29 protein-coding genes are annotated in these 26,502 nt (G+C 66.0%); 25 read left to right on the top strand and 4 right to left on the bottom strand.

What is annotated here, in order from left to right:
* Positions 1 to 9 precede the first annotated feature (9 nt).
* The 17 genes from fliF to JC616_RS16010 all read left to right on the top strand — a co-directional run bounded on the left by fliF (position 10) and on the right by JC616_RS16010 (position 13,878).
* Positions 10 to 1,707: a flagellar basal-body MS-ring/collar protein FliF gene (fliF, locus tag JC616_RS16090; protein ID WP_227104209.1), complete on the top strand. Its 1,698-nt coding sequence runs from the start codon at positions 10 to 12 to the stop codon at positions 1,705 to 1,707.
* Positions 1,691 to 2,743 carry a flagellar motor switch protein FliG gene (locus tag JC616_RS16085; protein ID WP_048415757.1) on the top strand — a complete coding sequence of 351 codons (1,053 nt, stop codon included), beginning with the start codon at positions 1,691 to 1,693 and terminating at the stop codon, positions 2,741 to 2,743. Before fliF ends, JC616_RS16085 begins: the two co-directional genes overlap by 17 nt.
* Positions 2,740 to 3,447, top strand: coding sequence for a flagellar assembly protein FliH (gene fliH / locus JC616_RS16080; protein ID WP_107798661.1), 708 nt, complete (start codon positions 2,740 to 2,742; stop codon positions 3,445 to 3,447). The genes JC616_RS16085 and fliH overlap by 4 nt, the downstream gene beginning before the upstream one ends.
* Positions 3,448 to 3,450: 3 nt before the next feature.
* The gene (fliI, locus tag JC616_RS16075) at positions 3,451 to 4,764 is read left to right on the top strand and encodes a flagellar protein export ATPase FliI (RefSeq protein WP_227104207.1); all 1,314 of its coding nucleotides are present in this window, start codon (positions 3,451 to 3,453) and stop codon (positions 4,762 to 4,764) included.
* Positions 4,761 to 5,195, top strand: a complete 435-nt coding sequence (fliJ, locus tag JC616_RS16070; protein ID WP_081575891.1) for a flagellar export protein FliJ — start codon at positions 4,761 to 4,763, stop codon at positions 5,193 to 5,195. Before fliI ends, fliJ begins: the two co-directional genes overlap by 4 nt.
* A gap of 131 nt (positions 5,196 to 5,326) precedes the next feature.
* Positions 5,327 to 6,670 (top strand): flagellar filament capping protein FliD, encoded by a 1,344-nt coding sequence (gene fliD, locus JC616_RS16065; protein ID WP_227104205.1) that lies wholly within the window; start codon positions 5,327 to 5,329, stop codon positions 6,668 to 6,670.
* An 85-nt stretch (positions 6,671 to 6,755) separates the two neighbouring features.
* The gene (gene fliS, locus JC616_RS16060; RefSeq protein WP_048407819.1) at positions 6,756 to 7,148 is read left to right on the top strand and encodes a flagellar export chaperone FliS; all 393 of its coding nucleotides are present in this window, start codon (positions 6,756 to 6,758) and stop codon (positions 7,146 to 7,148) included.
* Positions 7,135 to 7,422, top strand: a complete 288-nt coding sequence (locus tag JC616_RS16055; RefSeq protein ID WP_107798664.1) for an ABC transporter substrate-binding protein — start codon at positions 7,135 to 7,137, stop codon at positions 7,420 to 7,422. The genes fliS and JC616_RS16055 overlap by 14 nt, the downstream gene beginning before the upstream one ends.
* Positions 7,419 to 8,426: a flagellar hook-length control protein FliK gene (locus JC616_RS16050; RefSeq protein WP_227104204.1), complete on the top strand. Its 1,008-nt coding sequence runs from the start codon at positions 7,419 to 7,421 to the stop codon at positions 8,424 to 8,426. The genes JC616_RS16055 and JC616_RS16050 overlap by 4 nt, the downstream gene beginning before the upstream one ends.
* Before the next feature lie 17 nt (positions 8,427 to 8,443).
* A complete protein-coding gene (locus tag JC616_RS16045) occupies positions 8,444 to 8,887 on the top strand; it encodes a flagellar basal body-associated FliL family protein (protein ID WP_107799889.1) in 444 nt (147 codons plus the stop codon).
* Positions 8,888 to 8,893: 6 nt separating this feature from the next.
* Positions 8,894 to 9,586, top strand: a complete 693-nt coding sequence (locus JC616_RS16040) for an RNA polymerase sigma factor FliA (RefSeq protein WP_107799888.1) — start codon at positions 8,894 to 8,896, stop codon at positions 9,584 to 9,586.
* Positions 9,587 to 9,603: 17 nt separating this feature from the next.
* Positions 9,604 to 10,470 carry a flagellar motor stator protein MotA gene (gene motA, locus JC616_RS16035; RefSeq protein ID WP_107799887.1) on the top strand — a complete coding sequence of 289 codons (867 nt, stop codon included), beginning with the start codon at positions 9,604 to 9,606 and terminating at the stop codon, positions 10,468 to 10,470.
* A gap of 13 nt (positions 10,471 to 10,483) precedes the next feature.
* A complete protein-coding gene (locus tag JC616_RS16030; RefSeq protein ID WP_227104202.1) occupies positions 10,484 to 11,467 on the top strand; it encodes a flagellar motor protein MotB in 984 nt (327 codons plus the stop codon).
* A 223-nt stretch (positions 11,468 to 11,690) separates the two neighbouring features.
* Positions 11,691 to 12,383, top strand: a complete 693-nt coding sequence (locus JC616_RS16025; RefSeq protein ID WP_227104200.1) for a Crp/Fnr family transcriptional regulator — start codon at positions 11,691 to 11,693, stop codon at positions 12,381 to 12,383.
* A gap of 102 nt (positions 12,384 to 12,485) precedes the next feature.
* Positions 12,486 to 12,755 (top strand): flagellar biosynthesis anti-sigma factor FlgM, encoded by a 270-nt coding sequence (flgM, locus tag JC616_RS16020; protein WP_048415766.1) that lies wholly within the window; start codon positions 12,486 to 12,488, stop codon positions 12,753 to 12,755.
* Complete coding sequence (flgN, locus tag JC616_RS16015) at positions 12,756 to 13,181, top strand: flagellar export chaperone FlgN (protein WP_107799884.1); 426 nt, start codon at positions 12,756 to 12,758, stop codon at positions 13,179 to 13,181.
* Positions 13,162 to 13,878, top strand: a complete 717-nt coding sequence (locus tag JC616_RS16010; RefSeq protein ID WP_227104199.1) for a glucosaminidase domain-containing protein — start codon at positions 13,162 to 13,164, stop codon at positions 13,876 to 13,878. The genes flgN and JC616_RS16010 overlap by 20 nt, the downstream gene beginning before the upstream one ends.
* Positions 13,879 to 14,385: 507 nt before the next feature.
* On the opposite strand, the gene JC616_RS16005 is transcribed toward JC616_RS16010, so the two are convergent.
* The 3 genes from JC616_RS16005 to JC616_RS15995 all read right to left on the bottom strand — a co-directional run bounded on the left by JC616_RS16005 (position 14,386) and on the right by JC616_RS15995 (position 16,844).
* The gene (locus tag JC616_RS16005; protein ID WP_107799882.1) at positions 14,386 to 14,793 is read right to left on the bottom strand and encodes a VOC family protein; all 408 of its coding nucleotides are present in this window, start codon (positions 14,791 to 14,793) and stop codon (positions 14,386 to 14,388) included.
* A gap of 122 nt (positions 14,794 to 14,915) precedes the next feature.
* A complete protein-coding gene (locus tag JC616_RS16000) occupies positions 14,916 to 16,094 on the bottom strand; it encodes an MFS transporter (RefSeq protein WP_227104198.1) in 1,179 nt (392 codons plus the stop codon).
* 15 nt (positions 16,095 to 16,109) lie between these two features.
* A complete protein-coding gene (locus tag JC616_RS15995) occupies positions 16,110 to 16,844 on the bottom strand; it encodes a hypothetical protein (RefSeq protein WP_107799881.1) in 735 nt (244 codons plus the stop codon).
* Between the two features lie 441 nt (positions 16,845 to 17,285).
* On the opposite strand from JC616_RS15995, the gene JC616_RS15990 reads away from it, so the two are divergent.
* From JC616_RS15990 to JC616_RS15980, 3 genes are all read left to right on the top strand, one after another.
* Positions 17,286 to 17,585 carry a hypothetical protein gene (locus JC616_RS15990; protein WP_107799880.1) on the top strand — a complete coding sequence of 100 codons (300 nt, stop codon included), beginning with the start codon at positions 17,286 to 17,288 and terminating at the stop codon, positions 17,583 to 17,585.
* Between the two features lie 188 nt (positions 17,586 to 17,773).
* Positions 17,774 to 18,325: a GNAT family N-acetyltransferase gene (locus JC616_RS15985; RefSeq protein ID WP_107799879.1), complete on the top strand. Its 552-nt coding sequence runs from the start codon at positions 17,774 to 17,776 to the stop codon at positions 18,323 to 18,325.
* 188 nt (positions 18,326 to 18,513) lie between these two features.
* Positions 18,514 to 19,839, top strand: coding sequence for a methyl-accepting chemotaxis protein (locus tag JC616_RS15980; RefSeq protein WP_107799878.1), 1,326 nt, complete (start codon positions 18,514 to 18,516; stop codon positions 19,837 to 19,839).
* Positions 19,840 to 20,062: 223 nt separating this feature from the next.
* Here JC616_RS15980 and JC616_RS15975 read toward each other — a convergent pair whose 3' ends face one another.
* Positions 20,063 to 21,526, bottom strand: coding sequence for a hypothetical protein (locus JC616_RS15975; protein ID WP_227104197.1), 1,464 nt, complete (start codon positions 21,524 to 21,526; stop codon positions 20,063 to 20,065).
* A gap of 295 nt (positions 21,527 to 21,821) precedes the next feature.
* Here JC616_RS15975 and JC616_RS15970 point away from each other — a divergent pair, with 295 nt between their 5' ends.
* The 5 genes from JC616_RS15970 to frdD are packed head-to-tail and all read left to right on the top strand — an operon-like array spanning position 21,822 to position 26,445.
* Complete coding sequence (locus tag JC616_RS15970; protein WP_107799876.1) at positions 21,822 to 23,147, top strand: anaerobic C4-dicarboxylate transporter; 1,326 nt, start codon at positions 21,822 to 21,824, stop codon at positions 23,145 to 23,147.
* 13 nt (positions 23,148 to 23,160) lie between these two features.
* Positions 23,161 to 24,945 carry a fumarate reductase (quinol) flavoprotein subunit gene (gene frdA, locus JC616_RS15965; protein WP_227104196.1) on the top strand — a complete coding sequence of 595 codons (1,785 nt, stop codon included), beginning with the start codon at positions 23,161 to 23,163 and terminating at the stop codon, positions 24,943 to 24,945.
* Complete coding sequence (locus JC616_RS15960; protein WP_227104195.1) at positions 24,942 to 25,688, top strand: succinate dehydrogenase/fumarate reductase iron-sulfur subunit; 747 nt, start codon at positions 24,942 to 24,944, stop codon at positions 25,686 to 25,688. Before frdA ends, JC616_RS15960 begins: the two co-directional genes overlap by 4 nt.
* Positions 25,685 to 26,083, top strand: a complete 399-nt coding sequence (locus tag JC616_RS15955) for a fumarate reductase subunit C (protein WP_107799873.1) — start codon at positions 25,685 to 25,687, stop codon at positions 26,081 to 26,083. The genes JC616_RS15960 and JC616_RS15955 overlap by 4 nt, the downstream gene beginning before the upstream one ends.
* Positions 26,080 to 26,445 (top strand): fumarate reductase subunit FrdD, encoded by a 366-nt coding sequence (frdD, locus tag JC616_RS15950; RefSeq protein ID WP_227104194.1) that lies wholly within the window; start codon positions 26,080 to 26,082, stop codon positions 26,443 to 26,445. The genes JC616_RS15955 and frdD overlap by 4 nt, the downstream gene beginning before the upstream one ends.
* Positions 26,446 to 26,502 lie beyond the last annotated feature (57 nt).

The following is a 26,502-nucleotide window of genomic DNA, read 5'->3' as shown; positions in this document are numbered from 1 at the left end:
ACCATGCCCGTGTTGAATCGTTTCCGCAGCGGCGTCGCGGCCGTGCAAACCCGTCTGGGCGGCCGTTGGCCCGTTTCCGGACCCTCCCTGCGCCTGGCGCTGCCCATCGTCGCGCTGGCCATCGGCCTCACCGTGATGATCAGCCTGTGGCTGTGGCGCGACGACGCCAGCTACAAGCCGGTGTTCGGCGCCCAGGAAAAAGTGGTGGCCGCCGACATGATGGCGGTGCTGGACGCCGAGAAAATCCCCTATCGCATCCATCCGCAAACCGGCCAGGTGCTGGTGCCGGACAGCCAGCTGGGCCGCGTGCGCATGCAGCTGGCGGCCAAGGGCGTGGTGGCGCAGCTGCCGTCCGGCCTGGAGCTGCTGGACAAGAACGACCCGCTAGGCGTCAGCCAGTTCGTCCAGGACGTGCGCTTCCGCCGCGGCCTGGAGGGCGAGCTGGTGCAAAGCATTCTGGCGCTGGAGCCGGTGTCCGCCGCGCGCGTGCATCTGTCGCTGCCGCGCGCCACGTCTTTTGTCGGCGCCGTCAACGACAAGGGCTCCGCCTCGGTGGTGGTCACCCTCAAGCCCGGCCAGCAACTGAGCAACGAGCAAGTGGCCGCGGTGATCAAGCTGGTGGCCGGCAGCGTGTCCACGCTGTCGCCGTCCCAGGTCACCCTGGTGGACCAGGCCGGCAATCTGCTGTCCTCGCGCGTGGACCTGAGCGACGACGGGGTGTTGGGCGGCAATGAGAGCGACGCCGCGCGCCGCTTCCGCGAGGAAGCGCTGCAAAACGTCCGCGATCTGCTGACCCCGGTGCTGGGCAAGGACAATTTCAAGGTCAGCGTCACCGCCGACGTGGACAACGACCGCGTCGAGGAAACCCGCGAGAAATACGGCGAGGCGCCCAAGGTCACCAACGAGGCCTCGCGCGAGGAAACCTCCACCGAGAAAATGGCGCTGGGCGTGCCCGGCTCGCTGAGCAACCGCCCGGTCAACACCGACGCCTCCGGCCCGGCTTCGGAAAAAGCCGGCAACAGCAAGAACGCCGTCACCCGCCAATACGCCTACGACCGCAGCGTCACCCAGATCAAGAAGGCGCGCGGCACGCTGCGCCGCCTCAGCGTGGCCGTGGTGCTGAACCAGGCCGCCGCGCCGGCCAAGGGCGGCTGGAAGCCGGCCGAACTGGCCAATGTCGACAAGGTGCTGCGCAACGGCCTGGGCATACACGCCGAGCGCGGCGACACCCTGGCGGTGTCCACGCTCAACTTCTCCGCGCTGTCCGAGCCGGAGCCGATCTGGATGCAGCAGGACACCTGGTTCGAAGCCGCGCGCTGGGCCGTTTACGCCTTCGGCCTGCTGCTGGCCTACCTGCTGCTGGCGCGTCCGCTGCTGAAGATGCTGCGTCAGCTGACCGACCGCCAGCTGCGCGAATACCAGCAGCCGGAAGCGCTGGAACTGAAACCCGATCCGCTGATGGACGGCGCCGACCTGCGCGCCGCGCGCCAGGCGCAGCTGTCCTCCGCGCCGCAGCCGGCGGCCTTGGCCGCGGCCGGCGCCGGCGCCAGCCCGGTGGTGCCGCTGCTGGAAAACTACGATCTGCCGCCGGCCGGCTCCAGCGTCGACGTCTTGGTCGACCATCTGAAGGGCCTGGCCGCCAAAGAGCCGGAACGCGTCGCCGAAGTCGTCAAACAATGGGTGCAGAAAAATGGACGAAACCAATAACGCCGTAGCGCCGGCCCTGCCGCCGGCCGCCGCCGCGCCCGCCGCCGAAGCGATGAACACCATCGAGCAGGCCGCCGTGCTCTTGCTGTGCATGGGCGAGGAGCCCGCCGCCGCCGTGCTGCGCTGCCTGAGCCGCGAAGAACTGCTGCAAGTGACCCAGGCGATGTCCGGCATGAGCGGCATCAAGGTGGACGCGGTCAAGACCACGATTCAGAAATTCTTCGACGAATACCGCGAGCAGAGCGGGGTGCACGGCGCCAGCCGCGCCTTCCTCAAGCGCTCGCTGGATCTGGCGCTGGGCAGCGACATCGCCAACAGCGTGCTGGACACCATTTACGGCGACGCCATCCGTCCCAAGATGGCGCGGCTGCAATGGGTGTCGCCGCAATGGCTGGCGGACCGCATCGCCGGCGAACACGTGCGCATGCAGGCGGTGTTCCTCGCCTTCCTGCCGCCGGCCCTGGCCGGCCAGGTGGTGGACGCGCTGCCGGCGGACAGCCGCGACAGCGTGCTGGTCAACGTGGCCCGGCTCAAGGACGTGGACCGCGAACTCCTGGAAGAGCTGGAAGAACTGGTCAACCGCTGTCTGGAAAGCCTGCACACCCAGAGCACCGCGGTGGAAGGCATGCAGCAGACCGCCGACATCCTCAACCGCCTGCCGGGCGACCGCCAGCGCATGATGGAACTGCTGCGCGCCCACGATCCGGACATCGTCGAGGAAATCGAAACCCGCATGTACGACTTCTTCATCCTGTCGCGTCAGACCGAGGCCGTGCTGATGCGCATCAGCGAAGACATTCCGCTGGAGCAATGGGCGATCGCGCTCAAGGGCGCGGAGCCGGCGGTGCGCGAGGCCATCGTCCAGACCATGCCGCGCCGCCAGGCGCAAAACTTCGACGCGATGATGCGCCGCTCCGGCCCGGTGCCGCTGAGCCGCGTGGAAGAAGTGCGCGCCGACATCATGGCTCAGGTCAAACAGCTGGCCCAGGCCGGCGAAATCGACCTGCAGCTGTTCCCAGAGGAAGTGGTCGAGTGAAGGCCTGGCGCCCCTTCCGCTTCCCGCCGCTGATCCACAGCGCGCTGGACCTGCCGCTGAACGCGCAGGACTCCGCCCAGATCCAGGCCTCCGCCGCCGACGGCTTCCGTCAGGGCATGGACGCCGGTTACAACGAAGGCCTGGCCAGCGGGGAAGCCGCCGGCCGAGAGGCCGGCTACGCCGCGGGCCTGGAGCAGGGCCGCCAGGAAGGGCAGGCGGCCGCGCGCCGCGAAGCCCTGGCCGAGCTGGCCGACCTGGGCCGGCCGCTGGAGGCCGCGCTGGCCGAACTGCGCCGCGTCAGCGAGGAATACCAGGCGGCGATGCGCGACGAGGTGGTGGAACTGGTGGCCAAGGTGGCGCGCCAGGTCATCCGCTGCGAATTGGCGCTCAAGCCGGTGCAGATCCTGGACCTGGTGGACGAAACCCTGGCCGCGCTGCCGCCGGGCCAATACCAGCAGGACGAGGTGGAAATCCTGCTCAACGCCGAAGAATGCCAGCGCATCCGCGAACTGGCGCCGGAGCGCGCCGCGCGCTGGCGGCTGGTGGCCGACGCGCAGCTGCCGCACGGTGAATGCCGGATCCGCACGCCGGAGTCCGAGGCCGACGCCGGCTGTCAGCAGCGGCTGGAGGCCTGCATCGCCACCGTGCGCGAACAACTGCAACACGACGCCGACGAGCCGGCGGCGGCCGAGGCGGAGGCTTAAGCCATGCTGCGCCAGGCGTTGGGACGGCTGGAACTGCCCGAGGTGCCGGTGGCCACCGTCAGCGGCCGCCTGGTGGGCGCGTCCGGCCTGCTGCTGGAAAGCGTGGGCTGTCCGCTGGAAACCGGCCAGCGCTGCGTGATCGAAACCACCGGCGGCGGCTGGCTGCAAGCCCAGGTGGTGGGCTTCAAGCGCGAAGTCTCCTACCTGATGCCGTTCAAGAAGCCGGTGGGTCTGACCACCGGCGCGCGGGTGCTGCCCGCCGCCGACGGCGGCGGCCTGATGATAGGCCCGTCCTGGCTGGGCCGCATCGTCAACGGCCTGGGCGAGCCGCTGGACGGCCTGGGCCGTCTTGGCGGCGAACAGCCGCTGGCCGCCCACCCGCCGCAAGTCAATCCCTTGAAAAAACAGCCGGTGTCCGCGCCGCTGGACGTGGGCGTGCGCGCGATCAACAGCCTGCTCACCATAGGCCGCGGCCAGCGCGTCGGTCTGTTCGCCGGTTCCGGCGTCGGCAAAAGCGTGTTGCTGGGCATGATCACCCGCCACACCGAAGCCGACGTGGTGGTGGTGGGGCTGATCGGCGAGCGCGGCCGCGAAGTGCGGGAGTTCGTCGAGCACTCGCTGGGCGAAGCCGGCCTGGCCAAGGCGGTGCTGGTGGTGGCGCCGGCCGACGAATCGCCGCTGATGCGGCTGAAGGCCACCGAACTGACCCACACCATCGCCGCCCATTTCCGCGACCAGGGCCGCAATGTGCTGCTGCTGGTGGATTCGCTGACCCGCTACGCGATGGCTCAGCGCGAAGTGGCGCTGGCACTGGGCGAACCGCCGGCCACCCGCGGTTATCCGCCGTCGGTGTTCGGCCTCTTGCCCTCGCTGGCGGAGAGCGCGGGCAACGGCGAGGGCGGCGCCGGCAGCATGAGCGCCATCTACACCGTGCTGGCCGAAGGCGACGATCAGCAAGACCCGGTGGTGGACACCGCGCGCGCCATCCTGGATGGCCACATCGTGCTGTCGCGGGAACTGGCCGAGCGCGGCCATTATCCGGCCATCGACATCGGCCGCTCGGTCAGCCGCTGCATGAGCCAGCTGACCGCGGCGGAACACGCGGAGGCGGCGCGCGGCGCGCGCGGCGCCTGGTCCCGTTACCAGGAAGTGCGCAGCCTGATCCCCTTGGGCGGCTATGTCGCCGGCGCCGACGCGGACACCGACCGCGCGGTGCGGCTGATGCCCAGGCTGGAAGCCTTTTTGCGCCAGGGCGCGGCCGAGGCCGCGAGCTATGAAGACAGCCGCAACGGTTTGATGGAGATGATCGCGACATGAGCCAGCCCGAAGACGTGCGCCGCCTGGGCCTGATGGTCCAATTGCGGCAGCAGGACGTGGATCGCTTGCAAAGCGAGGTGGAAGGCAAGCGCCAGCTGCAGGAACGCTACCGCCGCAACATCTTGCGCATGGGCGAGCTCTGCGGCCAGAGCGGCGCCAGCGCCGACGCCGGCCACCCAGCTTTGGCGCGCAACTGCGCCGACTACAAGGGCGCGCTGCTGGGCCTGATGGCCTCGCAGCAGCAGGATCTGCAACTGGCCGAGGCGGACGCCGCGGTCAGCCAGCGCGCGCTGCTGCAAGCCAGCCTGCGCCGCGAAGTGATGGTCCAGGTGCGCGACCAGGCGGCGGAAAGCCTGCTGCGCCTGCGGCTGAAGAAAGAACAGAAGCAAACCGACGAACTGGCCGGGCAAGCCTGGCTGCGCGGAGCGTGATTATTCACGGCGGCTCAAGAAAAGCCGGCCGGCGGTCGCAAGGGATAGTCATTAGCGTCGATCTCAATACCGGCGATCTCATCTCGGCGCGCCGACCGCGCTCCGGCCCGCGTACAGCGAAAGGATTCTAAATGGCTATCGATTTCAGCAAGACCCCGCCCTCGGCGCTGGCCCAGAACGCCGCCAGCCTGTATCTGCAAGACGCCCAGAACCAGCTGGACAATCAGAGCAAGGCGGCGCAGGCGCGCGGCGACGCGCTGAACAAGCTGCAAAAGGCCTTGCAAGACTACCGCAGCGCGCTGAGTGGCATCACCACCAAGAAGAGCCTGGTGGCGATGAGCGCTAGCATCAGCCAGGAAGGCTTCGGCAGCGTCAGCGCCAAGGGCAACGCTCAGCCGGGCAACTACTCGCTGTTCATCGAACAAGTGGCCACCGCCCATCAGCTGTCCTTCGGCAGCCTGTCCGGCGCCAAGGCCCAGGCCGGCGACAAGATCACCATCCGCCAGGGCAGCGACAGCTTTGAAGTGGACCTCAGCAGCGCGGACCGCGACGGCGACGGCAATCTGTCTCCGTCGGAGCTGGCTTTGGCCATCAACCGCGCCAGCGGCAACAGCGGCAAGGTCAACGCCATGGTGTTGAACAACGGCGGCGCCAGCCAGCTGGTGATGTCCTCCGGCAAGACCGGCGAGAGCGGCGTCGTCACGCTGGACCTGAGCCAGGTCAGCGACGCCGGCCTGAAGAGCGGACTCGCCAGCCCCAAGGAGCTGACCAAGGGGCAGGACGCCATCGTCTGGCTGGGCAATAAAGACACCGGCGTGCAGATGAAGCAGGCGTCCAACACTTTCGACAGCATTGACGGGGTCAACCTGACCATCAGCAAGGCGATGAAAACCGGCGACACCCCGCTGCAATTGTCGGTGTCGCGCAACGAGGCCGACACCGTCGGCAATGTGCAAGGCTTTGTCGACAGCTACAACAAGCTGGCCAGCGCCATCTCCGATCTGTCCGCTCCGGGCAAGGAAGGCAAGACCGGCGGCCCCTTCGCCAGCGACTCCGGCATCCGCAGCCTGAAAGACGGCATCAACGGCCTGCTGCGTCAGGAATACGACGGCATTACCTTGAACCAGCTGGGCATCAAGGCCAACCGCGACGGCACCCTGAGCCTGGACAGCAAGAAGCTGAACGACACTCTGAAGGACAAGCCGGACGCGCTGGACCGTTTCGTCAACGGCGACAACAAGAACGGCGTGGTCAAGCAAAGCAGCGACTACCTGGACAAATGGCTGAACGGCAGCAGCGGCCTGCTCAAGCTGCGCAAGGATTCCGAATCCCGCATCCAGAAAGATCTGGATAGCCGCCAGCTGCGGCTGAAGACCCAGTACGACCAGAGTTACAAGCGCTATCTGACGCAGTTCACCCAGCTGCAGAAGATGCAGGAAGACATGCAGAAGACTCTGGGCATGCTGTCCTTCTGAATCCAGCCCGGGTTTGCTTGGCCGCACAGAATTCGGCGGGAGGGACCCCCTCCCGCCTATTGAATTAGAACAGGAGCACGACAACGTGGAATACGACGCCTACCGCAGCTATCACGCGGTCAATCTGGAAGCGCAGACCCACGCCGCCTCGCCGGTGCAATTGGTGCTGGTGCTGTTCGACGGCCTGCTGGAAGAAATGGCGCGCGCGCGCGGCCATCTGGAAAACCAGCGCTACGAGCAAAAGGGCGAGAGCATCAGCAAGTGCATCAACATCCTCAACGGCCTGTCCAGCGCGCTGGACTTCGATTCCGGCGGCGAGGTGGTCACCAATCTGGCGCGGCTTTACGACTACTGCGCCTACCGGCTCTACCACGCCAGCGTCAATCTGGACGTGGCGGCGCTGGACGAGGCGGAACAGCTGCTGATCAAGCTCAAGGGCGGCTGGATAGGCGTGCGGGACCAGCATGAAGCCGCCTGAGCCGGCCGCGCTGGAAGCCGCCATCCGCCGCGCCTGCGCCGAGCGCGACTGGGAGCGCCTGGCCGCGCTGGACCAACTCTTGGCCGAGCTGCTGCGCACCCAGCCTCAGGCGCTGGACGCCGCCGCGCGCGCCGCTCTGCGCGCCGCCTACCGCGACGCGCTGGAAGTCTGCCGCGCCGACTCCGCGGAACTACAAGACAAAATCGCCGCGCTGAGCCATCAGCGCGACGCGCAAATCGCCTACGCCGAAGTCAGCGACTGGAATCAAGCATGAACGTATCCTTGCCCCCCAATCTTCTCGCCGGCGGCGCGTCAACGCCCGCCGACGTCGCGCCGGCCGATCCCCTGCTGGACCCGAACGCGGCGGCGCCGGCGTCCGGCGGCGACTTCGCCAGCGCCTTGCTGGCCAGCCTGATGGACGGGCAGAACGCCGCGCCGGCGGCGGACGCAGACGCAGACGCCGAGGCCCCCGCGGGCGACGAGGCCAAGGCCGGAACGCCGGCGGCGCAGCCGCTCGCCCTGGCCGCGCCGCCGTTGCCGGCGACGCCGGCCATGCCGCAGCCGCTGGCTCCGACGCCGCAGGCCGGCGCGCCGGCGCAGCCCGGGATGGACGCGGCCGCGCTCGTCGCCAGCGCCGCGACGCCGCGCCGGAGCGCCGAGACGGCGCTGCCGGCGGACGCGCTGTCCGCCGCGCTCAACACCCTGGCGCCGTTGCCGGCCAAGCCGGCCGCGGCCGGCGAGGCTCAGGCCGGCCGCGAAACGCCGGCGCCGGCGCAAGCCGCCGCGCCCTTATTGGCCGCCATCGCGCCGCAGCCGCAGGACAAGGCCGGCGCGCCGCTGCCGGAATGGGCGCCGATCAAGCTGCCCGCGGAACAAGCGGCCAAATGGGGCGACAAGCTCAGCGCCGCGCTGGGCGAGCGCCTGCAAGTGCAAAGCAGCCACGGCATGGACCGCGCGCTGATCCGGCTGGACCCGCCCTCGCTGGGCTCGCTGGAAATCTCCATCCGCCACGAAGCCGGCGCGCTGCAAGTGCAACTGACCGCCTCGCACGGCGAAGTGGTGCGCCAGTTGCAAGCCATCGGCGACGCGCTGCGCCAGGACCTGTCCAACCGCCAATACACCCAGGTGGCGGTGGAGGTGCGCGAAGGCGCGCCGGGGCAGGGCGGCCAGCAGCGTCAGGAACGCCAGGGGCAACAGCAGCCGCAACGCGCGCCGGGACGGGCGCTGGCGGAAGCGGGGCAGGGTGATGGACAAGGCTTCTGGCTGGGCCAGGGCTGAGCAGCGGAAGCACAAGAATGAATCGAAACATCGTAGTGATTTTGATCGTGGCCATCGTGACGGCGCTGGCCGCAGGCGGCGGCGCCTGGTGGTGGCTGAGTTCGCGCGCGCCGCAGGCCGCGGAAGCGCCCAAGCCGGCGGCGGCGCTGGACGCGCGCTTCGTCAGCATGGACAAGGTGATCGTGATGCTGCGCGGAGGGGAATCCGCCACCCGCTTCATGGCGGTGGACCTGGTGTTCCGCAGCAATGAAAAGCAGGAGGCCGAGGTCAAGTCCCAGCTGCCCTTCCTGAAGAGCATCGCCGTGCGCGCGCTGTCGGAGCTGCCTGCGGACAAGGCGCTGACGATGAGCATAGACGACTACCAGCGTTTGCTGGCCAAGGCCTATGCCGGCGGTTTTCTGCGCGAGCGACGCGATGCGCCGTTCAGCGAGGTGATGGTCAGCAAATTGATCATCGAGTAAGCCGCCATGTACGCCAGTTACGCCGAAGCCCCGGCCAGCGCCGGCGGCGAAGCCGAGGCGCTGCGTCAGTACGCCCATCTGGTCAAGCGGGTGGCGCGCCAGCTGTCGTCTCAGGCCGGCGGCGTGTTCGACCGCGAAGACATGGAGCAGGTGGGGCTGATGGCCTTGCTGGAAAGCCTGCGCCGCTACGGCGAGCCGGACGACAAGTTCGCCGGCTTCGCCATTTTGCGCATTCGCGGCGCCATCCTGGACGAATTGCGCCGGCTGGACTGGCGGCCGCGCTCGGTGCGCCAGGAAGCCCACCGCGTGCGCGACGGCCTGCGCCTGCTCAGCCGCAAGCTGGGGCGCGAACCCAGCGAAGCCGAGGCGATGCAGCTGCTGGGCCTCAGCGCCGAGGCCTATCAGGAGGCGCTGCTGGCCGACAACGCGGAAGCGCTGTCCAGCTTCGACGAACTGATGGCCCAGGGCCTGGAGCCGGCGGCGGAAGACAATCCGGAACAGCGGCTGGCGCTGAAAAGCGCCTTGACCGTGGCCTTGCAGGCGCTGAACCCGCGCGAACAGCAAGTGATCCAGCTGTATTACGAATTTGAACTGAGTCTCAAGGAGATCGCGGCGGTGCTGGCGCTGACCGAAGCGCGCGTCTGCCAGATCAACAAGAGCGCTCTCAAAAAAATGCAGGCCTGCCTACAAGCGGCCTGAGCCCGAGGAAAGAAAACATGCAGCAATTATTCGGCATTCTGATCGTGCTGGTTTGTGTCTTTGGCGGCTTCATGCTGCATGGCGGCATCCTGTCCGTGATCTGGCAGCCGGTGGAGCTGCTGATCATCTGCGGCGCCGCCGTCGGCGCCATCGTGCTGGGCAACCCGCAGCACGTGCTGACGGAAATGGGCGGCCAGATCAAGCGCGTCGGCATGCGTAAGAAGTACGACGCGGAATTTCAGCGCCAGCTGCTGCTGCTGATGTACGAACTCCTGATCACCGCCAGCCAGGGCCTGAAGGCGCTGGACGAACACGTGGAGGCCCCGCGTCAGAGCGCCTTGTTCAACCGCTACCCGCTGGTGCTGGAAGAACCCAAGCTGCTGGCCTTCATCGTCGACAACTTCCGCCTGATGGCCATGGGCAAGATCAGCGCCCATGAACTGGAGGGCGTGCTGGACCAGGAGTTGGACGCCATTCACGAAGAATTGAACCAGCCGTCCAAATCGCTGCACAAAATCGCCGAGGCGATGCCGGGCTTCGGCATTCTGGCCGCGGTGCTGGGCATCGTGATGGCGATGAACAGCGTCAGCCAGGGCGCCACCGCCGGCGAGATCAGCGAGAAAGTGGCCGCCGCCATGGTGGGCACCTTCATCGGCATCTTCTTCTGCTACGGCGTGCTGGACCCGCTGTCCAATATGATGCACCAGCTGGTCAAGCAGGAGCTGTCCAACTACGAATCGGTGAAAGTGGTGTTGACCACCCATGTGTCCGGCAAGCCGCCGCTGCTGGCCATCGACGCCGGCCGCCGCCTGGTGCAGCTGAACACCAAGCCCAGCTTCTCCCAGCTGGAAACCTGGATCAACGCGCTGGAAGGCGTGAACTGAGCGGATGGCCGGCATGGCGAATAAACCCAATCGCGAGCATGAAGCCGCGGTGATCAAGAAGGTGTCGCGCCGTCAGGATTCCGAAGGACACGGCGGCGCGTGGAAAGTGGCGTTCGCCGACTTCGTGCTGGCGCTGATGTGCTTGTTCCTGGTGCTATGGGTGCTGGCCGCGCGCGACCAGGAAAACCTGCAGCAATTGCTGACCGCCGGCGGCGGCAGCCCGCTGAAGGCCGGCGGCTCGCGCAGCATCGAGCATACCGGCACGCCGCCGGGCAGCCTGATCCCGCGCGACCCGATTCCGGGCCAGCCCACCACCACCACCAAGGCCGACTCCCTGCTGCAGGAGAGCAACAAGGTGGCCAAGAAAACCTTCGACGGACAGGGCCAGCGCAGCCTGGACAGCGTGGCGGATCTGGAAAAGCTGGCCGGCCTGCTGGCCAAGATGAGCCGCGACGCCGGCCTGGCCAGCAATCTGCAGACCGTGGTCACGCCTTACGGCTTGCGGGTGATGCTGCACGACACCGACAACCAGGGCATGTTCGAGCGCGGCAGCGCCATCGTCGAGCCGCGCTTCAAGCGGCTATTGCACGATATGGGCGAGATGTTCGGCCATATCGACAATCAATTGCTGATTGTCGGACACACGGATGCCGCGCAATACCGGACCGCCGGCTTCGGTTCGTTTTCGAACTGGGGTCTGTCCAGCAACCGCGCGATGGCGGCGCGGCTGCATCTGCTGGAAGGCGGCATGAACGCCGCCGGCATTTTGCAAGTGGTGGGCATGGCGGACCGGGCGCCGCTGGACGCCGAGCACCCGCTGGCCGCCTACAACCGCCGCATCGAGCTCTTGGTGATGACCAGCAAGCAGGCGCAGGCGGTGGTGGCCATGTTCGGACCGCCGGGACAGAGCGGCAATCGCGAGACCAGTGTTGTAAGTTCGCCACTACAGAAATCCGATCTGGATAGCGCGCTGCAAGATGGCCTAACTCCCCGCTGAACTTTTATTTTTTTGGGTTCAAAACAAAAGCCTGATTCGTTTCAGGCTTTTTTTATGTGTGTTTTTTCACACTTTTGTTAACCGCTAATATTATAATCCGCACCTGATTAATAAAAATCCGAGCGAAAGACTCGGATGATGTTGACAAAAAAAGACGCCAAAAGGCGGCAAACATCTGCGGGAAAGTCGATTCAATCGCAAGACTATCGGGGACGACGTGGTCATGAATGAAAACCACAATATCAAAGCCTTGTTAAGAGGCACACATCTGTTCGGACATCTGGACAACGACAAACTGGACAAAGCGCTGGAACTGGCCGAAAGCCGCCGCCTGAACAAGGGCGAGGTGCTGTACAACGAGGGCGATAGCGCCAACGAGGTCTATCTGCTGGTCAGCGGTTGCATGCAAGTCTTTGTTTCGGATGGACTCAGCAAGAAATACATTCTGCAAATCTGCGCTTCCGGGGAGCTGATCGGCATGGTCGGCTTCATCGACAGCGGCGAGCGCAGCTCCAATTGCGCGGCGGACGAGGACAGCCACCTGCTGGTGTTCAGCCGCGACAGCCTGATGCAGTTGTTCGATACCGAAGACGGCCTGCCGCACAGCCCGGAGGCCCGCACCCGCATCATGTGCCATCTGGTGCAAGTGGTGCGCCGCATGTCCACCAAGGCCAAGAACCTGGCGCTGATGGACGTGTACGGCCGCGTGCGCATCCTGATCAATCAAATGCTGGAAGAGCAGGACGGCGAGGAAATGGTGCTGAAAAAGCAGCTGACCCAGCAGGAAATCGCCGACCAGATCGGCTCCTCCCGCGAGATGGTGGCGCGCATCCTGAAGGAGCTGGTGTTCGGCCGCTATATCCGTCTGGAAAACCGGCGCATTGTCGTTCTGAAAATGTTACCGGTAAATTTTTAAGTTTTTTCTCAGACTGTCGCCTTGAAAGGGTAAGGGCGGGCCGCAGGGCCCGCTCCGAGCGGCCGCGCCGCTCGCACAGCCTAACCAGACGGATTCCAAACTATGCAAATCAATTCGACCTCGTCGCAACGCCGCGAACTGGCGGTCGGCGGCCAGAGCGCCGCCGCGGAAACGCCGGCCCGCGCGCCCGCCGCCGTCGCCGCGCCCGCCGCGAGCCAGGACATGGCGCCGGCGGTGGCGGAACTGCGCGCGCTGCCGGACATCGACATGAAGCGGGTGGAAGAAGTGCGCGCCGCCTTGGCGCGCGGCGAAGTGCGCTTCGACGCCGCCCGCCTGGCCGATCTGGTGGAGCAATACCACCGGAGCCGCTGAATGAATCGCGAGCAAGCCTTCAAACAACTGCTGGCCACCGTGCAGCAGGATCTGCAAGGCTACGGCCGCTTGGAGCAACTGCTGGAACAGCAGTTCGCCGCCGCGCTGGCGCATCAGGCCGACGAGCTGCGGCAGCTGGGGGCCGACATCGTCGCCCAATGCGACGCCTTGCAGGCCAGCCGCGACCAGCGCCTGCAACTGGCCGGCCAATTGCTGGGCCGCGGCCGCGCCGCCTCGATGGACGCGGTGCTCAAGCTTTTGCCCGCCGCCGCGGAACAAGCCTGCCGCCAGCGCTGGAACGCGCTGGTGGAGCAGATCCGTTTGTGCCAGACCCTGAACCTGCGCAACGGCCAGCTGCTGCAACAGCAGCAGGACCTGATGAACCGCGTGCTGAATGGAGACAGCGATGTTTACTGTGCGCAATGACATCGGCGCCGGGCCGGACTTCGGCGCCGACGCCATCGCCTTGCCGTTGATCGGCCAGGGCGGCGGGGACGGCGAGCGTTTCGCCGACCAATGGAGCGGTCAGCTGCGCAGCGAAGTGCGCGACTTTATCGAAAACGGTTCGGAGAGCTGGTCCAGCCTGTCGCCGGAAGGCGCTTGGGCGCGTCAGCGCGTCCAGGACGCCACCCTGGGCGGCAGCATGCCCTACGGCGCGGACCAGCAAGCCTTTCTCGACAGCATCGCGCCCTACGCGCAACAGGCCGCCGCCAAACTGGGCGTGGCGCCGGAACTGGTGGCCGCTCACGCGGCGCTGGAGTCCGGCTGGGGCCAGCGTCCGCTGACCCGCGCCGACGGCGGCAGCAACCACAATCTGTTCGGCATCAAGGCCGGCAAGGGCTGGCAGGGCGAAGTCAGCCGCGCCTTGACCACCGAGCATGTGGACGGCCGCGACGTGAAGCGGACGGAAAGCTTCCGCGCCTACTCCGGCCTGCAAGACGCCTTCGCCGATTACGCGCAGCTGCTGGCCGGCAATCCGCGTTATCGCGGCGCGCTGGGCGTGGGCGGCAACGCCCAGGCCTTCGCTCAGGCGCTGGCGCAGGGCGGCTACGCCACCGATCCGGGCTATGCGGACAAGCTGCAAAAGGTGGCGGCGGGCATTCAGGCTCGCAGACAGCCTTGAACGCGGACTCTCGCGACACAAGCCCTGAAGGCGCTGTCCGCTTCAGGGGTTTTTTATATCCGCCGCGCGCGGCCGCCGGCGCGGCGAATAAGCGTCATTGACGATATTTAATACCAATTCAATGCCAGTTTGAATTTCGGCATTTACTCCAAACGGTTGTTTGAATTAACGCGATTAGGGCGGGCGGATTAAACCCCCTATTATCGAAGCGGTTTAGACTAGAGTATTTATGTCTAAATAAAAAAATCAAAACCAGTAATATTTAAAACCGCCAGACCCAGTTTGCCGGAGCGGCCTGTGAACCGGCGCTTAGCGCCGAAAGACGCCGCTCACGGCGGGCGCGGCGACGCCGGGTTCAACAGCGGTTTGGGGTTTTGGAGCCCAGGCCTTGCGGCCGCGGAGGCGGCTCAGAGGGCTGAAGCGGCGCTCGCCGCGCCGTCAGGAAGCGCGGCAGGCATTGAACAGGTTCTATGGTATCGCCGCAGCGCAGCAGATCGTAAACAGCTTCTAAGGGGAGGGCGGGCCTTTCAGCTCCACGACATTGCCCTCCGGGTCCTGCAAGTACAAGGAGGGGCCGTCGCCCTCGGCGCCGTAGCGCTGGGCGGTTTCCCCGGCGCTGAGGCCGTGGCTTGCGAGGTGGGCGCGTATCGCCTCCTCGTCGAAAGGCTCGACGCGGAAACAGAAGTGATCCAGATTGCGGCCTTCCGCGGCCGGCGCGCGGCCGCCGGCCCGGCCCAGCGGCCCGTCCACCGGCACCAGGTCCAGCAGCGAATGCCCGGCGCGCAACTGCAACAGCCCCAAGTCCTCGCGCCGGCGCTCCACCGTGCAGCCCAGCACCTCGCGGTAAAAGCGCTCCATCTTGGCCAGGTCGCTGACCCGCAGCACGATATGGTCGATCTCCCGAATGGCAATCATGACGTTTCCTTAGTTGCATGGCATTTTGTTTTGTATTTGTCATGATGCGTCCGGCGTGCGGATTTGCAAGCGGATGCCGGAATTGTATTTCTTAATGCCAACGATAGCCTTCGAACACGTTCTTAGGCCTGTTTGGCGTCCGCCGGCCGCAAGCCCGGCCCGAAGGGCAGCAGCAAGAGCGCGCCGGCCAGGGTCAACAGCCCGGCCGCGGCGCAGAACCAGGCCACCGGCCTTGGCTCGCTGCTCAGGCCCAGCAACAGGGCGGCGGAAAAAATGCCCAGGTTCAACAAGCTGGCGTGATAGGAATTGAGGGTGCCGCGATAGCGTTCGGACAGGGTGCTCAAGCGGGCGTGGTGCAAGGGCCCGGCGCAGCCGTAGCCGAAGGCCCACAGACAGCCGGCCAGCGCCAGTTGCCACAGCGCGCTCAGGGGCAGCAGGAAGGCCAGGATGCCCAGCGCCGCCGCCAGCGCCGCGGCCGGCAGGGCGGCCTCGCCCAGCCGCCTTTGCAACGGCGGACCGCAGAGATTGCCCGCGATGACCACCAAGCCCAAGCCGCCGGCCAGCAGGCCGCCGCCGGTGGAACTGAGCGCCAGCTTGCGCGCGGCGACCTCGGCCACCACCGCGCCGAAGCCGGCGACCCAACCCAGCCACAGATAGCTGACGCATAGCCGGCGCCGCGCGCCGGGCGTGCGCCAGGCGCCGGCCAGGGTGGCCAGGAAGCCGCCGCCCGCCGTCAGGCGGCCGCCGTCGGCGCGGAACCAGCGCCGCACCGCGGCCCAGGCCAGCAGGCCGGCCGCCGCCAGCGCGTAATAACTGGCCTGCCAGCCGGCGGTGTCCGCCAGCCGTCCGGCCAGCGCCGGCGTCAGCACGAAGGCCAGCATCAGCCCGATGAAGACCTGGCCCAGCCTTTGGCCCAGCTGGGCGCGCGGGGCCAGGTCCGCCACCAGCGCCAGCGCATTGGGCTGGATCACCGCCGCGCACAGCCCGCTCAGCGCGGACAGCGCGACGGCCGCGTTCAGGCCGGGGGCGGAGGGCAGCAGCGCGCAGCACAGGGCGAAGCCGAGCAGGCCCAGCTGCAAGGGCGGTCTGCGGCCAAAGCGGTCGGACAGCGGGCCGGCCAGCAGCGCGAACACGCCGTAGCACAGGCCGTAAGCGGCGGGCAGATAGGCGATGGCGCTGGAGGGCACGCCGAAATGGCGGCCCATCATGGCCATCATCGGGCCGGCCGCCACTTCGGCCGATCCGATGATGAACATGCAGCAGAACAGGGCGGCCAGCTGGCGGCGGCTTATGCCGCCCATGCGCGGCCGGAAGAATCAGAAGAAATGGATCTCAAGCCGGATATCCTCGATATGTTGCCAATCTATGCCGTCCCGGCGGTAGGCGTCCGGATCGTAGACGCCGTCATCGTAAGCGTCGTCGGGGTCTATGGACAAGCCGGCGCAGATGTAGCGGCGCAGATAGTCGTGATCGCTGGGCACGATGGCGGCCTTGCCGCCGCGCGACACGTCGAGGATGTAGTTGATGTCGCCCACCTGATAGCGCTGAATCAGCGCCGCCGCCTGGCCGAAGCCGATGTCGGCCAGCAGATCGGCGGCAAAGCGGTTGGCGCCCACCTCGAAGGACACCCGGTCCTTGCGTTTCTGCTCCGTCATCGGCGGCGGCTGATCCAGGCCGCTGCCCTGGCCGGCGGTTTCGTAATAGTGCAGCGCCGTCTGCACCCCGCGCAGGTCGTAAATATAGTCATAACGCTCGATGTTCTTGCGCCTGGCCGCGCAGATGAAAAAATAATGCCCCAGGCTGTGCAGAATCATGAAGGCGCGGGAAGCCGGCGACACCCCGCGCGCAAAGCGGATGTCGCGTCCCTTGATGATGGTCTTGATATTGAAGGGATGCGCGTCGGTTTCGGAATACTCCAATTGATACAGCTGCCGCAGCTTGGCTTGCAGCTGCTGCAGGTCCCGGGCGGACATCATGGCCAGCACTTTTTCGATCTGAGCGTCGATGTCTTCGACAACGGGGCTGTCCAATACGGCTTGGTCTAGGCTCATGGCGAGACTCCTTCCAAGTTAGGGTCAATCAAAAAGCGAGCCGGACCGCCGCTCGGCCCGTGGGCGCGGCGGCTTGTTGATATGGAGCGGGCATGAAGGCGGATGGCCGCCGCGGCGGCCGTCTTGAAACAGGCGACGGAATGCTTCTGCGGCGGCGGAGCGCTTGTCCTTCCGTATTATGGCCAAGCCCGGCGGAGAAGGCGCCGGCCTAAAGACTAGCTTTCACGTCAGGAGAGCGAGGCAAGGCGAAGACAGCTGAGAACGCGGAATGTACAAGGGTATATGAGCGTTTCGAAGGGGGTTTCAACGCGGTATCGCTGACGCGCAGTAGGTTTTAGAACCGGTTCTAAGTGTTTTCCGGTTTTGCCGGCCCTTGGCCGCGGCGCTATATCGCTAAATAGCAGGCGGCCTGCCCGCCGGTTCAACGGGAAAGGATGGAAGATGAAGGTTTCTGAATTCTTGCAGGATGGTTTCGGCAGCTTTTCCGCCACGCGGCTGGCTTTCCTGCTGTGGGCGCTGGGCGTGCTGCTGGTCTGGGCCTACACCTCGATCCAGAAAGGCTCGCCGTCCTTGCCGATAGACAATTCGGTGATCGTGGTGCTGGGCATTCTGATGACCGGCAAAGTGACGCAAAGCTTCAGCCCCGGCGATAGCCCGCAAATCCAGGCCGCCAACGCGCAGGCCCAGGCCCCCCAGCCTGCGCCCGCCGCGCCGGCCGGCAGCCCGGCCTTGACCGCCTGATCCGCTTCTTCAGCCGTTTGCGCCTTGTCCCGCTCTTGTTCGCAAGACCTTGAGCGGGCCTAGATAGGCTTTCTATTGGCGAGCTATCTTCTAGAATGGAGTGCGGTCTCCCGCTGTACACAATAAAGCGCGGCCGGGTCCACTCGCTTGCAAGCGCGGGGGCCGGCCGCCTCATTCTGGTGCTCGTGATGAATGTGATAACCCCGCCGTCTATCGATCTGCAGGGTTTCAGCCTGCGTCCCATGGAAATGCTGGATATTCCGGACTGGTACGACTATCTGCGCCTGCCCGAGGTGGCGCAGCATCTGCGCTGGGAGCTGCAATCGGCTGCGGATCTGGCGCCGCTGGTGCAGGCCTATCGCTCCGACGAGCCGGGCGCGCCGTTGCGGCTGGCCATCGTGGACGACGAATCGGGGAATCTGGCCGGTTCGGTTGGTTTCGACGCCGTCTGGCCGGAGGATCGCAAGGCGGAGATCGATTTCGACCTGGCGCCGGCCTATTGGGGGCGCGGGCTGGGGCAGGCCGCCTGCAAGGCGGTCACTGTCTGGGCCTTTGTCGGTTGCGGCTTGTACCGGGTACAGGCGGTGGCGCGCGACGGCAACCGGCGCGCCGAGCAATTGCTGCGCGGCAGCGGTTTTCAATACGAGGGTTTGCTGCGCGGCTATCGCCAGGTGCGCGGCGAGCCGGGCAATTTCAAGATGTTCTCGCGGCTGGTCACCGATCCGGACGCTGAAGCTTGAGCGGCGCGCGAGCGCCCTGGTCACGCCGCCGCAAGGCGGCTTGTTTTTTTTGCGCGGCCCGGCATTTTGGCCACCGGGGGGCGGTAGGTGTTTTTACGGTTTGACATTGGCATGACCGGCTTTGTAAATAAAGAGTGGAAGAGGAGCGCTGACGGCAAGGACGATGACTCGAGCGGAAAGGTTGCTGCATGTTCAATATGGCGTTGAAACGCAAATTGCGGGATACGGTGGCGGAGCTGCATAAACAGCAGGGCGTGTTGCAGGCGATAGACCGCTCGATGGCGGTGATCGAGTTTTCGCCGGACGGCGTGGTGCGTTCCGCCAACGCCAATTTCGAAGAAGTGATGGGCTACCGCGCCAGCGAGGTGATAGGCCAGCATCACCGGCTGTTTTGTCCGGCCGACTACGTGAGCAGCGCCGAGTACGCCACCTTCTGGAGCCGGCTGAAGCAGGGGCATTTCGTCAGCGACCGCTTCAAGCGAGTGACCAAGGACGGCGAGATCGTGTGGCTGGAGGCCAGTTACAATCCGGTGCGCGACGAAGCCGGCCAGGTGACGGCGGTGGTCAAGTTCGCGCTGGATGTGACCAAGTCGGTGCAAGCCGAACTGGAGGCCCGCAACACCATGAAGGCGGTCAGCCGCTCCATGGCGGTGATCGAATTCTCCATCGACGGCATTGTGCTGCGCGCCAACGGCAACTTCCTGAGCACGGTGGGCTACACCGAGCAGGAAATCATCGGCCAGCATCACCGGATTTTCTGTTCTCCCGATTATGTGCACAGCCCGGCCTACGCCGAGCTGTGGCAGCGGCTGAACCAGGGCACCTTCATCGCCGGCAAGTTCGAGCGCCGCGACAAGCAGGGCCGGCCCATCTGGCTGGAGGCCAGCTACAACCCCATCGTCAACGACGAGGGCGAGGTCTACAAAGTGATCAAGTTCGCGCTGGACATCACCGAGGAAGAAGAAGCGGCGCAGCACGACCTGCATCTGGTGAAGGAGGCGCACCGCTTGTCCGCCGCGTCCGACGCGGCCTCGTCGGACGGCCTGGCGGTGATCAAGGACACCATAGGCGAGATGAGCCTGATCGCGGACAGCGCCGAGCGTTCGGTCAAGATCATCGAGGACCTGGACTCCAAAACCCTGCGCATCACCTCCATCGTCAACACCATTCACGAGATCGCCGATCAAACCAATCTCTTGGCGCTGAACGCGGCGATCGAGGCGGCGCGGGCCGGCGAACAGGGCCGCGGCTTCGCGGTGGTGGCGGACGAGGTGCGCAAGCTGGCCGAGCGCACCAACGCCTCCACCAAGGAAGTGGCCGGCATGATAGACGACATCCGCAACGGCACCTCGTCCGCCAGCGAGAGCATCCATGAGATGCAGGTCAAGGCGCGGATGGGCGAGGAGCACGCCGGCGTGGCCAGCACCTCCATCGACCAGATCCGCAGCAGCACCGCCCAGCTGAGCGAGGTGGTCAGCCATTTTTCGGCGGTGCAGGCGCAGAAAACGCCTTAAGAACCTATTCAATGTCTGCTGCGCGTCGTCGATGCGGCGTTGAAAACGGCTTCGAAGCGCTCATGTACTACGTGTACATTCCGCTTTCTCAGCTGTTTTCGCCTTGCCTCGTCTTAGCTCGCGAGACTTTGAACAGCTTCTAAAAACCTGCTCGAAACCGCGCGCCGTATCCTGCGCCCATCCCCCGTCCGGAGGATGGGCGTTCGTCTTCAGGCCATGCCGCTTAATCCGCGCCGTCCGCGATGGACCACAGGAAGTCGGTTTGCAGATTGCCCTTGAACATGGGCGCATTGCGCGGGATGTAGAAATTGGTGGCGTAGCCTATCGGCTTGACCGTGCTGTCCATCTTCACCGAGGCGCCGGAGTGGCAGGTCATGCAATTGCTCTGTATGCCCAGGGTGCCCTTGAAGGTGGTCTTGGTCTTGGGGTTGTAAATGCCCACGTTCACCGGCGGCGGGGGCTGGAAGACGCTGCTGCCGAAGCTGGCCTCCAAGTAGGGGTTGTACACCGTGACCGGCGAGCCGACGCTCTTGCCGCCGTTCACCGGCTGGTTGGGCGCCACCATCTGGTAGCCGATGGACATCGCGTAATGCGCCGCCGGCCAGGGCAGTTGCGCCGGACGCGCCTGGGCCACGGCGACGGAGCTGGGCAGCGGCGGCTTGGCCGGGGCCGGCGTCCAGAAGAAGGTTTGCCAGGTCCATTCCGTCATCTCGCGCGAGGTGACGTGCATCGCCATCAGGATCAGGGTGTCGCCGGGCTCCACCGGCTGTTTCAACTGGTTTTGCGCCAGGCTGGAAAACAGGGCGGCGTTGGCGGCGGTGATCGGGATGCGGATGAAGTCGCCCAGGCCGAAGGTATTGGCGGCGCTGGGGCTGCTACAGGAAGCATCCGCGCTCTGAGCCGCGGAGCGGCCCGGGTTCTTGGCGTCGATGTAGACGCAGCCGGGCCAGGCCTCCTCCGGAAAGCCGCCGCTTTGCATCGCCGGCGTCGGCTTGGGCGTGCCGGGCCAGGCCGGCATCACATACAAGGAGGTGCCCGGAATCATATTGGCCTTGTTGACCAGCTTGTATACCGGCTTGATGGTGACGGCGGTGCTTGGGAAGGCCGGAATCGACGCGTTGCCGGCCTGGTAGAACTTGTTCAGCGCCGCCTTGGAAAACAGCTGGTTCTTGCTGGCGAAGGCGGCGGCGCTCGGATCGTAGCCCACCATTTCAAACGAGGAGGTGTCGCGCACGCCGCGGGCGGATTGGTCCTGGCTTTGGCTCAGCGCCGCCAGCCGCGCCTGCAGCTTTTCCATGAAGCCGGGAATGCGCATGAACTGGCGCGGCACGCGCAGCCGCATCTGGCGCGGAGCCGCCGCCAAGGCCGACGTCGCGTTGGCGGCCGCGTCCGCGGGCAGGGCGGCCACCTCGTTCGGCGTCAGCCAGGTCAGATAGACCGGCGCGTTGGCGAGCCCGTATTCGGTCTGGCCGCTGGGCATGGTCAGCGCGGCCCACATGCCCCAGCCGTGGCGGTGGATATTGCGGGCATGGGCGGCGCTGGGCTGATTGATCCACTGCATCAGCGTGGATTCCGGTTCCGGGAACTGGTAGCCGGGGATGCCGGGATTGGGCAGCGGCACCGGCTGCGCGGCGGCGTAGCCTGTCAGCAGCAGGCCGGCGAGCAGGGATAATTCATGGCGTTTCATCACGAGATCTCCAAACGGGGTCTTCAACTGGGCGGGAAGGCCGCGGGCCTCTGCCCTGGTGTTGGCGTCAATTGGGCATGCGCAAGCCGCATGCTGCCCAGTTATAGCCATACGGAATATCATGGTTAGCCGTTATTAAGGTCAGTGGAGCAGGCTGGAGGGCTTGAAAACAGCCGGTTTTCAATGCCAATGGTCTGTTTTGAAATCGTTATGATCCGGACTTGATCAAGGTCTATTAGCCGATGCTGTTAATCCCCTATAACAGCGAAAAACAATGGCTAATAGGGACAAGATCATGTGGGTTTTCTGGATACAATTCGCGCTGCTGCTGACGGCGATACTGATGGGCATACGCCGCGGCGGCGTGGCCCTGGGCATGATAGGCGGGCTGGGCGTGGCGGTGCTGTGCTTCGTGTTCCGCGTGGCGCCGGCGGAGCCGCCCATCACCGTGATGCTGATCATCCTGGCGGTGGTCACCGCCTCGGCCACGCTGCAAGTGGCCGGCGGCCTGGACTTTCTGGTGCAGCAGGCGGAGCGGCTGATGCGCCGCCATCCGCAGCAAATCACCTTCCTGGCACCGCTGTCCACCTTCCTGCTCACCATGTGCGTGGGCACCGGCCATGCGGTGTATTCGCTGCTGCCGGTGATCGCCGACGTCTCTCTGAAAACCCGCATCCGCCCGGAACGGCCGATGGCCATGGCCAGCGTGGCCTCGCAAATGGGCATCACCGCCAGCCCGGCGGCGGCGGCGGTGACCTCGCTGCTGGCGATGACCGCCCACAGCGGCCAGCCGCTGACCCTGTGGCAAATCCTGATGGTGACCGCGCCGTCCGGCCTGCTGGGCGTGCTGGCCGCCGCCTGCTGGAGCCTGCGCCGCGGCGTGGAACTGGACCGCGATCCGGAATTCCTGGCCCGGATGCAAGACCCGGACTTCCGCGCCTCGGTGGAAAAATCCGTCACCACCCTGGACAAGACCCTGCCGGCGGCGGCGCGGCAATCGGTGGCGCTGTTCTTCTCCGGCATCCTCGTCATCGTGCTGCTGGCCTTGTTTCCGCAATGGCTGCCGGTCAGCCAGGGCAAGCCGGTGCCGATGACCACGGTGGTGCAGTTCGTGATGCTGGCCTTCGGCGCCTTCATCCTGTTCCGTTCCAACGCCAAGGCCGCGGTGATCGCCCGTTCCGAGGTGTTCACCGCCGGCATGATCGCCGTGGTGTCCATCTTCGGCATCGCCTGGATGAGCGACACCTTCGTCAAGGCCAACGAGCCGCTGCTGGTGGCCAATATCAAGGCCATGGTGGCCTACGCGCCGTGGACCTTCGCGCTGGCGATGTTCGCCGTGTCCGCCTTCGTCAAGAGCCAGGCCGCCACGCTCACCATCATGGTGCCCTTTGGTCTGGCGCTGGGCCTGAGCCCGCATCAGTTGCTGGCCATCATGCCCTCTTGCTACGCCTATTTCTTCTTCGCCTTTTATCCCAGCGACCTGGCGGCCATCAATATGGACCGCAGCGGCACCACCCGCATCGGCAAATACCTGCTCAACCACAGCTTCATGATGCCGGGGCTGATAGGGGTGGGGGTGTCCACGCTGGCGGCGTACGGATTGACGCATTTGTACTTCTAAGTGAGGAAAGCTTGTGGAAACTTACCAAGCAGACATCGTGATCGTGGGAGCGGGGGGCGCGGGCTTGCGCGCCGCCATCGCCGCCGCCCAGGCGGACCCGGCCTTGCGCATCGCGCTGGTGTCCAAGGTCTACCCGATGCGCAGCCACACCGTGGCGGCCGAGGGCGGCTCCGCCGGGGTCAAGCAGGCGCACGACAGCTTCGACGCCCATTTCAACGACACCGTGTCTGGCGGCGACTGGCTGTGCGAGCAGGACGTGGTGGAATATTTCGTTAGCCAGTGCCCGGAGGAAATGGTGCAGCTGGAACGCTGGGGCTGCCCGTGGAGCCGCAAGGAGGACGGCAGCGTCAATGTGCGCGCCTTTGGCGGCATGAAGATTGAACGCACCTGGTTCGCCGCCGACAAGACCGGCTTCCACATGCTGCATACCCTGTTCCAGACCTCGATCCGCTTCCCGTCCATCCGCCGTTTCGACGAATACTTCTGCGCGGATCTGATCGTGGAAGACGGCGAGGCGCGCGGCGTGCTGGCGATAGACATCGCCAGCGGCGACAGCTTGTTGATCGAGGCCGGCGCGGTGGTGATGGCCACCGGCGGCGCCGGCCGGGTGTTCCGCGAAAACACCAACGGCGGCATCGTCACCGGCGACGGCATGGCGCTGGCTTACCGCCACGGGGTGCCGCTGCGCGATATGGAGTTCGTCCAATACCACCCCACCTGCATGCCCGGCACCGGCCTGTTGTTCACCGAGGCCTGCCGCGGCGAAGGCGGCCTGCTGGTCAACAAGGACGGCTACCGCTATCTGCAGGATTACGGCCTGGGCCCGGCCGAGGACAAGCCGCGCAATAAATTCATGGAACTGGGCCCGCGCGACCGCCTGAGCCAGGCCTTCTGGTACGAGCAGCAGCAGGGCCGCACCGTGGAAGGCCCGTGGGGCTCCGCGGTGTACCTGGACCTGCGCCACCTGGGCCACGCCAAGCTGCGCGAACGGCTGCCGCAAATCTGCGAGCTGGCCGAGGAATTCCTGGGCATAGACCCGGCCAAGGCGCCGATTCCGGTGCGGCCGGCGGTGCACTACACCATGGGCGGCATCCTGGTCGACGGCCGCTGCGCCGCGCCCATGCCCGGCCTGTTCGCCGCCGGCGAATGCTCCAGCGTCGGCATCCACGGCGCCAACCGCCTGGGCTCCAACTCGCTGGCGGAACTGTCGGTGTTCGGCAAAGTGGCCGGCGAAGAAGCCGCCCGCTGTGCGCGATCGCGCCGTCCGGCGCGGCGCGAGGCGCTGCAACAGCAGGCCGAGGCCGCCGAGGCGCGCCTGCATGCGCTGCGCGCGCGCGAAGGCGGCGAACGCATCGCCGAACTGCGCCGCGAAATGGCGGAAACCATGGAAGCCGGCTGCGGCATCTACCGCTTGGAAGCCTCGATGCGCGCCACCTGCGACAAGCTGGCGGAACTGAAGCAGCGCTTCCGCAATGTGCACGTGGAAGACAAATCCAGCGTCTGGAACAGCGACTGGCTGCTGGCCATCGAGCTGGGCTACCAGCTGGACGTGGCCGAGGCGATGGCGCATTCCGCGCTGCAACGCCGCGAATCGCGCGGCGCCCATCAGCGGCTGGACGGCTGCGAGCAGCGCGACGACGCCAACTTCCTCAAACACAGCCTCGCCGTCTACCAGGGCGCGGACGCGCCGCGCATAGATTACGGCGCGGTGAAGATCACCAAATCGCAGCCGGCGGTGCGCGCCTACGGCGCGGCCGGACTGGCGGCGGAAGCCGCGGCCAAGGAGGGCAAGGCATGAGCGAACAGACCAAGACCATAGCCGTGATGCGCTACCGTCCGGAGCAGGACAGCGAGCCGTGGCTGCAACACTTTGAAGTGCCGTACCGCGACGACATGTCGGTGCTGCAGGCGCTGCAATACATCCGCGATTATCTGGACGGCGGCCTGGCTTTCCGCTGGTCCTGTCGGCAGGCGATTTGCGGCAGCTGCGGCATGATGGTGGACGGCGTGCCCAAGCTGGCCTGCAAGACCTTCCTGCGCGATTACCCCGGCGCGGTGCGCATCGAGGCGCTGAATCACTTCCCGATAGAACGCGATCTGGTGGTGGTGCTGGACGACTTCATCGCCAAGCTGGAAAGCATCCAGCCCTATATCGTGCCCAAGGAAGACAAGCCCTTGTCCGAGGGCGAAACCCTGCAAACCCCGGCGCAGATGGACTGGTACGCCCAGTTCAGCAGCTGCATCAACTGCCTGCTGTGCTACGCCGCCTGCCCGCAGTACGGCCTGGACGACACGTTCCTGGGGCCCGGCGCCATCGCGCTGCTGCACCGCTACAATATGGACACGCGCGACGGCGCGGCCGAAGAGCGGATGGAGCTGCTGGCCGCGCAGGAAGGCGTGTTCAACTGCACTGCGGTGGGCTACTGCTCCGAGGTCTGCCCCAAAATGGTGGACCCGGCCAATGCGGTCAACCTCAACAAGACGGCGGTAGCCAGGGATTACTTCCTGCGCTTCGCCCGGCCCAAGGGGACGTGCAAATGAGCAAGCGCAAACCGTATGTCCGGCCAATGGAGGGCTGGTGGCGCAAGAACCCTTACTTCATCGAGTACATGGTGCACGAAGGCACGGCGCTCTTCGTCGCCGGCTACGCGCTGACCCTGCTGTGCGGGCTGTGGCGGCTGAGCCAGGGGGAGGCGGCCTGGAACGGCTTCATCTCCGCCTTGCAAAGCGCGCCGGCCTTGCTGCTGCACGCGGCGGCGCTGGCCATGATCGCCTACCACAGCTACACCTGGTTCAAGATCATGCCGCGCACATTGCCGCCGCTGACGCTGGCCGGGCGGCGGGTGTCCGCGCTGGCCATCACCGCCGGCGGCCTGGCCGCCGCCGCGGTGTGCAGCGCCGCGCTCTTGATGCTGGTATGGGGGATGACGGCATGAAACCGGAACTGAAACGCTCTCACGCGCCCATTTTCTGGGGCTTGTTCGGCGCAGGCGGCATGCTGGCCGCCTTGTTCGGCCCCATGCTGGTGTTCATCACCGGCATCGCCGCGCCGCTGGGCTGGCTGCCGGACGGCGCCGCCGATTACGCCACGCTGCAGGCGCTGGCGCAAAGCCTGATCGGCAAGGCGCTGCTGTTCGGCCTGATCGCCCTGCTGTTGTGGCACGCGGCGCACCGCATCTACCACAGCCTGCACGATGTCGGCGTCCGCGGCGGGCCGCTGGCCAAGGCCTGCACCTATGGGGTGGCGGCGCTGGGCACGCTGGCGGCGGCGGGGCTGTTGCTGGCGGTGGGCTTCTGAACGGCTTGTGGCCGGGAGTGAAACGATAGGGTTGGACGGCGCTTTGCGGCGCCGTCC

The sequence above is a fragment of the Chromobacterium rhizoryzae genome, assembly GCF_020544465.1.
Taxonomy (GTDB): Bacteria; Pseudomonadota; Gammaproteobacteria; order Burkholderiales; family Chromobacteriaceae; genus Chromobacterium.
The sequence above is the reverse complement of the archived record's forward strand: the minus strand, read 5'-3'. Positions and strand labels throughout refer to the sequence as shown.

Bases quoted from the DNA above. Each gene is read 5' to 3' on its own strand.
- JC616_RS16085 (WP_048415757.1), top strand. From the start codon at position 1,691: ATGGACGAAACCAATAACGCCGTAGCGCCGGCCCTGCCGCCGGCCGCC.
- fliI (WP_227104207.1), top strand. From the start codon at position 3,451: ATGCTGCGCCAGGCGTTGGGACGGCTGGAACTGCCCGAGGTGCCGGTG.
- fliJ (WP_081575891.1), top strand. From the start codon at position 4,761: ATGAGCCAGCCCGAAGACGTGCGCCGCCTGGGCCTGATGGTCCAATTG.
- fliD (WP_227104205.1), top strand. From the start codon at position 5,327: ATGGCTATCGATTTCAGCAAGACCCCGCCCTCGGCGCTGGCCCAGAAC.
- JC616_RS16055 (WP_107798664.1), top strand. From the start codon at position 7,135: ATGAAGCCGCCTGAGCCGGCCGCGCTGGAAGCCGCCATCCGCCGCGCC.
- JC616_RS16050 (WP_227104204.1), top strand. From the start codon at position 7,419: ATGAACGTATCCTTGCCCCCCAATCTTCTCGCCGGCGGCGCGTCAACG.
- JC616_RS16045 (WP_107799889.1), top strand. From the start codon at position 8,444: ATGAATCGAAACATCGTAGTGATTTTGATCGTGGCCATCGTGACGGCG.
- JC616_RS16040 (WP_107799888.1), top strand. From the start codon at position 8,894: ATGTACGCCAGTTACGCCGAAGCCCCGGCCAGCGCCGGCGGCGAAGCC.
- motA (WP_107799887.1), top strand. From the start codon at position 9,604: ATGCAGCAATTATTCGGCATTCTGATCGTGCTGGTTTGTGTCTTTGGC.
- JC616_RS16030 (WP_227104202.1), top strand. From the start codon at position 10,484: ATGGCGAATAAACCCAATCGCGAGCATGAAGCCGCGGTGATCAAGAAG.
- JC616_RS16025 (WP_227104200.1), top strand. From the start codon at position 11,691: ATGAATGAAAACCACAATATCAAAGCCTTGTTAAGAGGCACACATCTG.
- flgM (WP_048415766.1), top strand. From the start codon at position 12,486: ATGCAAATCAATTCGACCTCGTCGCAACGCCGCGAACTGGCGGTCGGC.
- flgN (WP_107799884.1), top strand. From the start codon at position 12,756: ATGAATCGCGAGCAAGCCTTCAAACAACTGCTGGCCACCGTGCAGCAG.
- JC616_RS16010 (WP_227104199.1), top strand. From the start codon at position 13,162: ATGTTTACTGTGCGCAATGACATCGGCGCCGGGCCGGACTTCGGCGCC.
- JC616_RS16005 (WP_107799882.1), bottom strand. From the start codon at position 14,793: ATGATTGCCATTCGGGAGATCGACCATATCGTGCTGCGGGTCAGCGAC.
- JC616_RS16000 (WP_227104198.1), bottom strand. From the start codon at position 16,094: ATGGGCGGCATAAGCCGCCGCCAGCTGGCCGCCCTGTTCTGCTGCATG.
- JC616_RS15995 (WP_107799881.1), bottom strand. From the start codon at position 16,844: ATGAGCCTAGACCAAGCCGTATTGGACAGCCCCGTTGTCGAAGACATC.
- JC616_RS15990 (WP_107799880.1), top strand. From the start codon at position 17,286: ATGAAGGTTTCTGAATTCTTGCAGGATGGTTTCGGCAGCTTTTCCGCC.
- JC616_RS15985 (WP_107799879.1), top strand. From the start codon at position 17,774: ATGAATGTGATAACCCCGCCGTCTATCGATCTGCAGGGTTTCAGCCTG.
- JC616_RS15980 (WP_107799878.1), top strand. From the start codon at position 18,514: ATGTTCAATATGGCGTTGAAACGCAAATTGCGGGATACGGTGGCGGAG.
- JC616_RS15975 (WP_227104197.1), bottom strand. From the start codon at position 21,526: ATGAAACGCCATGAATTATCCCTGCTCGCCGGCCTGCTGCTGACAGGC.
- JC616_RS15970 (WP_107799876.1), top strand. From the start codon at position 21,822: ATGTGGGTTTTCTGGATACAATTCGCGCTGCTGCTGACGGCGATACTG.
- JC616_RS15960 (WP_227104195.1), top strand. From the start codon at position 24,942: ATGAGCGAACAGACCAAGACCATAGCCGTGATGCGCTACCGTCCGGAG.
- JC616_RS15955 (WP_107799873.1), top strand. From the start codon at position 25,685: ATGAGCAAGCGCAAACCGTATGTCCGGCCAATGGAGGGCTGGTGGCGC.
- frdD (WP_227104194.1), top strand. From the start codon at position 26,080: ATGAAACCGGAACTGAAACGCTCTCACGCGCCCATTTTCTGGGGCTTG.